The organism is Streptosporangium sp. NPDC000563 (assembly GCF_040299985.1).
Classification (GTDB): domain Bacteria; phylum Actinomycetota; class Actinomycetes; order Streptosporangiales; family Streptosporangiaceae; genus Streptosporangium.
Genome location: NZ_JBEPDA010000029.1, coordinates 1 through 10,582, shown reverse-complemented (window position 1 = coordinate 10,582; position 10,582 = coordinate 1). Strand labels below are relative to the sequence as shown.

Here is a 10,582-nt window from a genome sequence, read left to right as displayed (position 1 = left end):
CCGCGTCGCGTACCGTCTGGTGGTACTTCCCGGAAGGGCCGACCTCCGAGGTGGAAGGCTTCACCTGCCCTCTCGGTGCGGAGCCTTCCATCCGTAATCTGCTGGGCACCTCACGGATGCTCGAGTCTGTGGGTGCCATCGCGGTCTTCGGGGAGTGGCGTTCGGCCTGTCAGGTGCGGTCGTGGAGAGTGATCTGGTAACCGTCGGGGTCGGCGAAGGTGAATGTCCGGCCGAAGGGGCCGTCGATCGGCGCGGAGACGATGGTGTGCCCGTCGGCGACGAGAGCATCGTGAATGGCCTGGACGTCTGTGGCGTGGAACCAGATCGCGGCACCGATGCCGGGCTGAGCGACGGATGCGAGATCGGTGCCGGGAACGACGTCGCGGAGTGCGAACGCGATCGGCTTGGTCTCGAAGACGACGGCGTGCGGAGGTCCGGCCTGTGAGCGGACAAGGCCGAGGTACCGCTCGTAGAACGCCTGCGAAGCGTCGAGGTCACGCGCTTGCAGCGAGATGAAGTCGGGGCCGGTGGCGGGCATGGTGATGCTCCTCTTTTTCGTGTCAGCATTCTGACACGGGCCAACCTATGTCAGAATGCTGACATGAGTCAAAACGGTGCCGGCATCGACCTGGACAAATCACTGGGCTACCTGCTGAAAGAGGCGTCGAGCGCCCTGCGCGCAGCCATGGAGGAGGTGCTGCGGCCGCTCGGGATGAGCGTGACGCGCTACTCCTGCCTCGAACTGCTGGCTCAACGACCGGGCTTGTCGAACTCCGAGCTCGCGCGGGGCGCGTTCGTGACACGGCAGTCGATGAACGTGCTGCTCCAGGCCCTGGAACGAGAGGGCTACGTGACCAGGCCCGCGGAGGCGCCTGTCGGGAAGGTTCTTCCCACGCGGCTCACGCCTCGCGGCTGGCGGAGCCTCGAGAAGGCGACCGTAGCGGTCCGGTCCGTCGAGGTCAGAATGCTGGCCGGTATGACCGAGACCGAGCAGTCAGAGGCGTTCCGGATCCTGCAGAGCATGATCCATTCCCTGCGCGATGACAACGACGGCTCATAGCTCCTTCCCCGGCGCACGTCTCATCGCGCGCATGGGGGGTGCGTCCGAGCGTGAAAAACGTGCGGACAGATGAGCGACGCGGTGGCCTGGCGTGAAGGGACTCACGTGGGGAGCAGGGCCAGCAGGTTGGCGGGGAAGTTCGCGAAGTCGTCGGGGCGGATGGCGCGCAGGACGGTCGCGGCGAGCACCGGGTCGTGCTGGATCATGAGGATGGCGGTGTTCGGCTGGCTGAAGAATTGCACGGTCATGGACAGCAGCTCGGTGTCACCCGAGGAGTAGACCTTGGCGGGATAGTACTTTCCGCTTCTCGACTGGTTCAGCGGCGTGTAGTACGCCTCGAACGCCGGCATGGCACCGATGTCGAAGGCGGGTTCCGGCTTGTCCGCGTTGGGATAGATGTTAATGAGTCGAGGGCCCACCATGCGCATCCTGAGGATCTGCTGCAGGCGCACCCATTCGACCACGGGAAGGTAGAACTCGACCTGGTGCCCGATCTCGTGCACCACCGTCGAGAGCTCGTCCATCACCGAAAGACGCACCTTGTTGCCCACCCGTGCGGCGTTCGCCCGGTACTGCCTCACCCGGGTGCCGATCCAGAACCGGCCGGGTTCAACGGTGTCCTCGGTGACCTCGATGTTCGACACGTGCTTCTCGGGGGGCCTGCGCGACGGCTGCACGAGGGCGGCATAGATGAGCATGCCGGTCGGCGTGTCCTTGTAGAACCGTTCGACGTGCTTGTTGAAGTGCTTCTGGGCCTTGCACGCGTCGGTGACCCTGATGTTGGGCAGAGTGCCGCCCTGGGCGCCGGAGCCGACGGCGAGCTTGTTGGCGTACATGGCCTGGACCACCGCGAGGTTCTCCAGGGCCTGGATCAGCGCCGTCCTCTGGGTCGGGGTGGGATCGTTGGGCGTGTGCACCGCGTGGAGGACCTGCTCGGCGGCCTCCACCAGGGGGTCCTTGAGCGAGCCCGGCGCGTGGTTCTGGATGAGGACCTTCAGGTCGGCGGGGACGTCCGCGTGGTTCAGGTAGAGCCGCCGCTCGCACACGACGACGTACGAGTCGAAGCGCGCGCGCACCGCCGCGTTCACCCGCGTGTTCTCGTCCTCGTCGGCGACGATGTTGTTGGCCCTCGCGTAGGAGGTGGTCGCTCTGATGGCGACCATGGACACGTAGGACAAGACCGAGCACCCGCCGACCAGGGGGGAGCACGCGTGCATCGCCGCGTCGACGTGGTTGTTCAGGACCGTCAGCGCGGGCCCGGCGAGCGTGTCGAGCCGGGGGTCCGCGACCGCCGCGCAGAAATCCGTGACCGCGGCGGTGCACACCGCGTTCTGCGTGATCCCGGCCTCCTTGACGTGGTCTTCCAGGCGCGTCAGCAGCAGTTGGAAGACGGTCGGCGCGATCGCGTCCGGGTCGCAGTTCGTGGTGGAACGGTCCCCGCGCATGCCGCTGTCGGGGGAAGGCTGGGCGGGAAACATGGTGGACCCTTTCGGGAGGGGGCGGTGGTGAGCCGGGGATCAGATCATCGCCAAAAACGGAAATGATATTTCAGCGGAAAGGGTGACTTGTGAAGCTTAAGCCGATCGTGTCGGCTCGACAATTGGCCCTCGCGGTTTGTCCGTATTCTGGCTTTTAATCAGAAAATTGCATTTAATGCCACCTTGAAGCTTTTGGGGGGATGAGGTTCTTCCACGTCACGCCCGGCTCTCAAGCATGTCCTCGAAAAGCGGGTGGCATCTCCACATCGCCCTCGCCGAGGGAGGGGCACAGAGAAAGGTCCGTTCGCCGCGAAGAACGCGGGACGAAACCGCGCGGGCGATGTCGCGTGCGGCTTCCGCCTGTGGTGCGGACCTGGCTGAAAGTTTCAGCCTTGACGTGCGCGGATGCCTGCCCGCGCTCCGGGCGCTGGTCGGCTCGCTCTGCCCGGTTTTATGGTGACGATCCCGAACCTCCGGCCTCTCGCGAGAGGGACACCATGGAACTCAGCGTTCGTCGTCCTGCCCAGGTTCTGCGCCTCGCCCTCGTCGTCGCCCTGGCGTTGACCGTCGGCGCGGTGCTGTTCGCTCCCGCCGCGCTCGCCGCCACCTTTCGCTCGGCTACGTCCTCGGGCTGGGGCCCCAGCCCGGCGGCGGGGAAAAGCGCCGCGGAGAACAACGCCCGCGCCGAGTTGAACCAGCAGGCCGCCGCGGCGGGCGAGGTCTGCTCGGGCGTGTCCGTCACCACCAGGCACCTCTACACCGCGCCCGACGGTTCGGCGTGGATCTACGAGGCGACCGCGTCGGGCAACTGCGAGGTCCCCTCGTCCACGCCGCCGCCGTCGTACACCGTGCCGCGCACCGAGACCCAGCAGGCCGGTGGCGCGAGCCCGTCCGTCGCCGTCGCGAACGGCTCGCAGGCCGCCCGCGCGGCACTCCTGGCGGCGGGCCAGGCGTGCACGGGCTACAGCACGACGTCGTCGCTGGTCTACTCCGCGCCCGGCGGCGCGTGGTGGATCTACAACGTCACCGTCTCGGCCACCTGCACCCACTGACCGGCGGTTCCCGCCACGGCTCGGCCTTCGCCCGGTGGTGGATGGCCGGGCCGTGGTGGATTGAGGGACGGTGGCCCCAATCCCACGTGCGCGCGCTTCGCGCTGCCACGCCCGCCCGCTGCCTGATCCCTACCGCCGGTAAAGGTTTCCCTCTTTGGTAGCGCTATGTATTGACCAGATAACCACACATAAGCATAATCTCCGTCATGCAAGCACAAATTTCCACAGAAGTGGGCAGGCATGCTGCCCGCTGAGCGGCATGCGCGGATCGGGGAGGCGCTGCGCACCTCCCGTGTCGTCAGTACCGACGACCTCGCGCAGGAGCTCGGCGTGTCGGCGGAGACGATCCGCCGCGACTTCGTGGTGCTTGAGCGCCAGGGCAGGCTGTCCCGCGTCCACGGGGGCGCGACGATCGCGCTCGGGCAGGTCGGCGGCGAGGAGGCCCCGTTCGCCGAGCGCACCGGGACCGCCGCGGACGCGAAGACCCGCATCGGACGTGCCGCCGCCGCCCTGGTGCGTCCCGGCCAGACCGTGGTGATCGACGTGGGGACCACCGCCGTCCAGGTGGCGCGGGCCCTGTCACTGGACTTCACCGGAATCGTGGCCACCTGTTCCCTGCTGGTCGCCGCCGAGCTCTCCGAGCGGCCCGGCATCGAGGTTCTCGTCTGCGGGGGCCGGTTGCGGACCGGAGACCTCGCGCTCTCCGGTCCGGTGGCCCAGACGTTCTTCACGGACCTGAACCCGGACATCGCGTTCCTCGGGTCGGGGGGCGTCGACGCCGCGGCCGGTCTGACCGACTACCACCTGGATGAGATCGCGGTGCGAAAGATCATCCTCAGGAACGCGGCGCGCTCGTACGTGCTGGCCGACTCCGGCAAGTTCGGCCTGGTCGCCCGGCACCGGGTCGCCGAGGTGGGCGAGTTCACCGGCCTCGTCACCGAGGCGGAACCACCGTCCGCCATCCAGGACACGTTCACCCGCAAAGGCGGGGTGATCGTGCTTTCTTGAACGTTCCCGACCGTTGAAAGAGCCGGGCGGCGCGGCAACGCCACCCGGCTTCGGACGACCGCACCGATGCACCCTCTGACAGGAAACACAGGAGTTGGGAATCCATGACCCATTATTCACCACCTGCGGCTGAGAGCCGGGGATCTTCCTCCGATGTCACGGAATTCGGCTACAAGCAGGCGATGAAGCGAGGTACGGGGCGTTTCGCCTCGTTCGCCGTGGCGTTCGCCTTCGTCTCGATCGCCACCGGCATCTTCACCACGTACGGTTCGGTGCTGAACAGCTCGGGACCGGCGGGCATCTGGACCTGGCCGCTCGTGATCATCGGTCAGCTCGCCGTCGCGTTCATCTTCGGCTCGCTGGCCGCGCGCATCCCGGTGACCGGCTACTCCTACCAGTGGATGTCCCGGCTGGCCAACCCCGTACTCGGCTGGATCATCGGCTGGGTCTCGTTCTCGTTCCTCGGCGTCGTGGTCGTGGCGGTCGACTACACCATCGCCTCCACCGTGATGCCCGTGCTGCTCGGCTACGAGGGCAACGCGATGAACGCCTGGGCGATCACCGGCGTGGTCATCCTGAGCCAGGCGCTGCTGGTCGGCCTCTCCACCAAGTGGACCGAGCGGGTCAACAACTTCGCGGTGACGGCCGAGTTGATCGGCATGATCGCACTCGTCCTGCTGCTGCTGATCGTGGGGTTCGTCGCGAAGGAACTGAACTTCGCCAACCTGTTCAGCACCGGCGCCGTCCCCTCCGAGGGCTACCTCAGCATGGGCACGCTCACCTCGGCCGGGCCGTGGATGCTGGGCTTCCTGCTCGGCGCGTTCACCATCGTCGGTTTCGAGTCGGCGGCCAACCTCGCCGAGGAGACCAAGGACCCGGCCCGTGTCGTCCCCCGCGCCATGTGGCAGGCGGTGCTGGCCTCCGGTGTGCTCGGCTTCCTGTTCCTGGTCGCGGTCACCCTGCTCGCCGGTGACCCGATCGAGCTGGCCAAGTCCGGCACCCCGGTCGCGGACGTGATCAGCCGGTCGCTCGGCCCCGTCGTGGGTACGGGGCTGCTCGTGCTGGTGGTCATCGCGATCTTCGCCTGCGGCATGGTGATCATGATGACCGGCGTCCGCCTGGTCTGGGCGATGTCCCGCGACCAGCGCTTCCCCGGCTGGCAGGGCCTGCACAAGGTCTCCCCCCGCTTCGGCACCCCGCTGAACGCCACCGTCTTCATGCTCGTCGTCGGCGAGCTGATCCTGGCGATCTTCTCCACCCGGACCGACGCCCTGTTCGGCCTGTTCGCCGCCGCCACCCTGCTGCCGGCGATCATCTACACCGGCACCGTCATCATGTACGTGGTCAAGCGCAGGTCGCTGCCGCCGAGCAAGGGCTTCGACCTGGGCCGCTGGGAGATCCCGGTGATCGTCGTCGCGCTGCTCTGGCTCGCCTTCGAACTGCTGCTCTTCCGTGACTCCTCGTTCGTGGAGTCGTGGGTCTACGTCCTCCTCATGCTCGCCATCGGCGCCGTGTACTTCGCCTACCTGCTGTTCACCAGGGGCGCCAAGGGCCTGGTGATGCCGAAGATGCAGTCCATCGACGCGGAGCTGACCGCCGACGCCCCGGGTACGGCCAAGGGCGGGCACACGGAGGGGGCGCACCGACGGTGACCACCGTACTGGCGATAGATCAGGGAACATCCGGCACCAAGGCGATCGTCGTCGACGCCCGCGGCCAGGTGCTCGGCCTCGCCGAGCTCCCGGTCCGCCCCACCTACCTGCCGGGAGGCGGGGTCGAGCAGAACCCCCGGGAACTGCTCGACTCGGTGCTCGACGCCGGCCGTCAGGCCGTCGCGCGGGCCGGGGTACGGATCGACGCCGTCACACTGGCGAACCAGGGCGAGACCGTCCTGGCGTGGGATCCCGCCACGGGTGAGCCGCTCTCGGCCGCCGTCGTGTGGCAGGACCGCCGCTCGGAGAGCATCTGCGCGGAACTGGGGGAGTACGGGGACCGGATCGCCGCGACCACCGGGCTGGTCCTGGACCCCTACTTCTCCGCCCCGAAGATGGCCTGGCTACGCCGGAACGTGACGGAGCAGGGGGTGGTCACCACCTCCGACTCCTGGATCATCCACCACCTGACCGGGGAGTTCGTCACCGACGTCGCCACGGCCGGCCGGTCGCTGGTCACCCGGCTGGACGACGGCGAGTGGGATCGGGAACTGCTGGAGCTGTTCGGGCTCGGCGGCGAACGCCTGCCGCGCATCGTCGCCTGCGACGAGATGGTCGGCCACACCTCCGCCTTCGGCGGGAACGTCCCCGTCGGCGGACTCGTGGTCGACCAGCAGGCCGCCCTGCTCGCCGAGAACTGTCTCAGCGCGGGCGAGGCGAAGTGCACCTTCGGCACCGGCGCGTTCCTGCTGGCCAACACCGGCACCTCCGCCGTACGCTCCACCGCCCGCCTGGCCGCCTCGGTCGCCTGGCGGGTCCGGGGAGAGACCTCGTACTGCTTCGACGGCCAGGTCTACACGGCCGCCTCCGCCGTACGGTGGATCCAGGATCTCGGCTTCATCCGCGGCGCCGCCGACCTGGACACGGTCGCGGCGGCGGACGCAGAAGGGGTGCTGTGCGTGCCCGCGCTGGCCGGGCTGGCGGCGCCCTGGTGGCGTCCCGACGCCAAGGCCTCGTTCTCCGGGCTGACCCTCTCCACCGGTGCGGGGCACCTCGTGCTCGCCGTACTGCAGGGGATCGCGGCGCAGGTCGCCGAGCTCGGCGACCTCGTCGCCGCCGACCTCGGGCAGCCGCTGACCCGGCTGCGGGTGGACGGCGGGCTCACCCGCAGCGCGGTCCTGATGCAGTCGGTCGCCGACCTGACGCGGATCCCGATCGACGTCTACCCCTCCCAGCACGCCACCCCGATGGGGGCGGTGGCGCTGGCCCGCGCCGCGCTGGACCCGTCGCTCTCCCTGGCGGACGCGGTGGACCCGTGGGAGCCGAGCACCACCTACGAACCCCGGTGGTCCGCCGACCGGACGGCCGACTTCCGCTCCCGCTGGAAAGAGGCGGTCGCCGCCACCCTGCCCGGAGAGGGAGCACGGTGAACGGCACGTTCGACGTGGCGGTGATCGGCGCCGGTATCGTCGGCTCGGCCATCGCCAGGAAGCTGGCCGGCTACGAGCTGAGCGTCGCGCTGCTGGACGCGCGTGACGACGTCGGTGACGGCACGAGCAAGGCGAACACCGCCATCCTGCACACCGGTTTCGACGCCAGACCCGGCACCCTCGAATCCCGGCTGGTCCGCGAGGGCTACCACCTGCTGTCGGAGTACGCCGAGCGGACCGGCATCCCGGTCGAACGCACCGGGGCCCTGCTGGTGGCCTGGACCGTCGAGGAACTCGACGCGTTGCCGGGCCTGCGCCGCAAGGCGGAGCAGAACGGCTACGACCGGACGGAGATCGTCGGCCCCGAGGAGGTGTACCGGCAGCTGCCCCACCTCGGGGAGGGGGCTCTGGGCGGCCTCACCGTGCCCGACGAGTCCATCATCTGCACCTGGACCACCAACCTCGCGCTGGCCACGGACGCGGTCGGCCGCGGCGTGACGTTGCTGCTGAACCGGGCCGTCTCCTCGGTCGAGGACCGCGAAGACCACACGGTGCTGCGTACCTCCGGCGGGGAGGTGCGGGCCCGCTGGGTGGTCAACGCGGCCGGACTCGGCGCCGACGTCGTCGACCGGCTGTTCGGCCACGACCGGTTCACGGTCACGCCACGCCGTGGCGAGCTGCTGGTCTACGACAAGGCGGCGCGCCCGATGGTCGACCGGATCGTGCTGCCGGTGCCCAGCTCGCGCGGCAAGGGCGTGCTGATCAGCCCCACCGTCTACGGCAACGTGCTGCTCGGACCCACCGCCGAGGACCTCACGGACCGCACCGACACCGGGACCTCGGAGCAGGGACTGCGCTTCCTGCTGGACAAGGGCGAGAAGCTGATGCCCGACCTGCTGCGCGAGGAGGTCACCGCGACCTACGCCGGTCTGCGGGCCGCGAGCGACCACCCCGACTACCTCATCGAGGCCGACGCCGGGCGGCGCTACGTGCTGGTCGGCGGGATCCGCTCGACCGGCCTGACCGCAGGCATCGCCATCGCCGAGTACGTCGCCGAACTCGCCCGCGACGCCGGCCTGGCGCTCGTGCCACGGGAGAACCTGCCGGAACCGCCCCGGATGCCCAACCTCGGGGAGGCGTTCACCCGCCCGTACCAGGACGCCGCCCGGATCGCCGCCGACCCCGCCTACGGCCGGGTGGTCTGCTTCTGCGAACGGGTGACCGCCGGCGAGATCCGCGACACCTTCGCGTCGCCGATCCCACCGGCCACCCTGGAGGGGTTGCGCCGCCGTACCCGGGCGATGAACGGACGCTGCCAGGGATTCTTCTGCGGCGCCGAGGTCAAGAAGCTGCTAGAGGAGCACCGATGACACCGCCGACACCGCTGACACCCCCGGTGGGAGCCACGTCCGGCGACGTCACCGTCCTCACCCCGGCCGTCGTCGTCATCGGCGCCGGCCCCTCCGGGCTGAGCGCCGCCCGCGCGCTCGCGCCGAAGGTCGACGGCGACGTCCTCGTCCTGGAACGGGAGAGCGCGGCCGGAGGCATCCCCCGGCACAGTGATCATCCCGGCTACGGGATCAGGGACATGAGACGCTTCATGAGCGGTCCCGCCTACGCCAGGAGACTCGTCCGGCAGGCCGAGGCCGCCGGCGCGAAGATCCTGACGAACGCCACCGTGACGAACTGGGCCGGGGAACGCGTGATCGAGGCCACCACCCCCGAAGGGCGCGTCCGCGTCGAGGCGCGGGCCGTCATCCTGGCCACCGGTGCCCGGGAGCGCCCCCGCCCGGCCCGGCTCATCCCCGGAGACCGGGCCCACGGCGTCTACACCACCGGGCACCTGCAGAACCTCGTCCACCTGCGGCACGGGAAGGTCGGCAAGAAGGCCGTTGTGGTCGGCGCCGAGCTGGTCAGCTGGTCGGCCGCGCTGACCCTGCGCGAAGCCGGTTGCCGGACCGTCCTGATGACCACCGAGTATCCCCGGCCGGACTCCTACTCCCTGTTCAGCGTTCCCGGCAGGATGCTCTTCCGGACCAGGGTCGCCACCCGCACCCGGGTGACGAAGGTGATCGGCCGGCCACAGCTGCGGGCCGTCGAGATCGAGGACCTCGACACCGGAAGGAGGCGGATCGTCGAGTGCGACACGCTCGTCCTCACCGGTGACTGGATCCCCGACCACGAGCTGGCCCGCGCCGCGGGGATCACCCTGGACCCGGGCACGAACGGCCCGCTCGTCGACAGCGCGCTCCGTACCGAGCGGCCGGGGGTGTTCGCGGTGGGCAATCTGCTGCATCCGGTGGACACCGCCGACATCGCGGCGATCGACGGCGCTCATGTGGCACGCTCCGTCATCGACTGGCTGGCCGGACGGAGCGCCCCGGCCGAACAGGTCCGTCTCGTCGCCGACGCGCCCTTCCGCTGGGTGGCGCCGGAGATCTTCCGTCCCGGAGACCCGGCCCCGGCCCGACACCGCCTGCTGCTGTGGAGCGACCGCTACATCCCGTTCCCCCGGATCGTGCTCCGGCAGGGGGGACGGGTCATCGCTCGCAGACGACTGTGGTGGCCCGCGGCCCCGGGACGGGTGTTCCGCATCCCGAGCGGCATCCTGAGGGCGGTCTCCCCGGAGGCGGGCCCCGTGCACATCGGGGTGGAAAGCTGACATCACTCTCTACCGAAATGCGGGCCTTCACCCCCGGCCTTCAGGCCGGGGGTGAAGGCCCGCGCGGGAGTGCCCGCCAGGGCGCGAGCGTGCCTTCACCCGCAGGTCACAGTGGGCGTTGCTGCTGCTCGATGTACTGCTTGACTACCGTGAGCGGTGCACCGCCGACTGATCCGGCGAAGTAGGACCCGGACCAGAAGTGTCCACCCCACAGGTACTCGCGGACATGCGCGGCATACT

General features: G+C 69.3%; 10 protein-coding genes. 7 read left to right on the top strand and 3 right to left on the bottom strand.

Annotated elements, in window-relative coordinates:
* Positions 1–169 precede the first annotated feature (169 nt).
* Positions 170–538, bottom strand: coding sequence for a VOC family protein (locus ABT352_RS36160; protein ID WP_350949535.1), 369 nt, complete (start codon positions 536–538; stop codon positions 170–172).
* A gap of 63 nt (positions 539–601) precedes the next feature.
* Here ABT352_RS36160 and ABT352_RS36155 point away from each other — a divergent pair, with 63 nt between their 5' ends.
* Entirely contained in the window at positions 602–1,060 is a 459-nt protein-coding gene (locus tag ABT352_RS36155; RefSeq protein ID WP_350949534.1) for a MarR family winged helix-turn-helix transcriptional regulator, read from the top strand.
* Between the two features lie 101 nt (positions 1,061–1,161).
* Here the strand turns inward: ABT352_RS36155 and ABT352_RS36150 are convergent, their stop codons facing one another.
* A complete protein-coding gene (locus tag ABT352_RS36150; RefSeq protein WP_350949533.1) occupies positions 1,162–2,538 on the bottom strand; it encodes a hypothetical protein in 1,377 nt (458 codons plus the stop codon).
* Between the two features lie 497 nt (positions 2,539–3,035).
* On the opposite strand from ABT352_RS36150, the gene ABT352_RS36145 reads away from it, so the two are divergent.
* The 6 genes from ABT352_RS36145 (at position 3,036) to ABT352_RS36120 (ending at position 10,342) form a co-directional block, all read left to right on the top strand.
* Positions 3,036–3,590, top strand: a complete 555-nt coding sequence (locus ABT352_RS36145; RefSeq protein ID WP_350949532.1) for a hypothetical protein — start codon at positions 3,036–3,038, stop codon at positions 3,588–3,590.
* Positions 3,591–3,830: 240 nt separating this feature from the next.
* Positions 3,831–4,598 carry a DeoR/GlpR family DNA-binding transcription regulator gene (locus ABT352_RS36140; RefSeq protein ID WP_350949531.1) on the top strand — a complete coding sequence of 256 codons (768 nt, stop codon included), beginning with the start codon at positions 3,831–3,833 and terminating at the stop codon, positions 4,596–4,598.
* 182 nt (positions 4,599–4,780) lie between these two features.
* Positions 4,781–6,250, top strand: a complete 1,470-nt coding sequence (locus ABT352_RS36135; RefSeq protein ID WP_350949530.1) for an amino acid permease — start codon at positions 4,781–4,783, stop codon at positions 6,248–6,250.
* Positions 6,247–7,680, top strand: a complete 1,434-nt coding sequence (locus tag ABT352_RS36130) for an FGGY family carbohydrate kinase (RefSeq protein WP_350949529.1) — start codon at positions 6,247–6,249, stop codon at positions 7,678–7,680. The genes ABT352_RS36135 and ABT352_RS36130 overlap by 4 nt, the downstream gene beginning before the upstream one ends.
* Positions 7,677–9,050, top strand: a complete 1,374-nt coding sequence (locus ABT352_RS36125) for an NAD(P)/FAD-dependent oxidoreductase (RefSeq protein WP_350949528.1) — start codon at positions 7,677–7,679, stop codon at positions 9,048–9,050. The genes ABT352_RS36130 and ABT352_RS36125 overlap by 4 nt, the downstream gene beginning before the upstream one ends.
* Positions 9,047–10,342 carry an NAD(P)/FAD-dependent oxidoreductase gene (locus ABT352_RS36120; RefSeq protein WP_350949527.1) on the top strand — a complete coding sequence of 432 codons (1,296 nt, stop codon included), beginning with the start codon at positions 9,047–9,049 and terminating at the stop codon, positions 10,340–10,342. Before ABT352_RS36125 ends, ABT352_RS36120 begins: the two co-directional genes overlap by 4 nt.
* 106 nt (positions 10,343–10,448) lie before the next feature.
* On the opposite strand, the gene ABT352_RS36115 is transcribed toward ABT352_RS36120, so the two are convergent.
* Positions 10,449–10,582 (bottom strand): transposase (locus ABT352_RS36115; protein WP_350949590.1); only part of this gene is annotated, 134 nt, incomplete at its 5' end.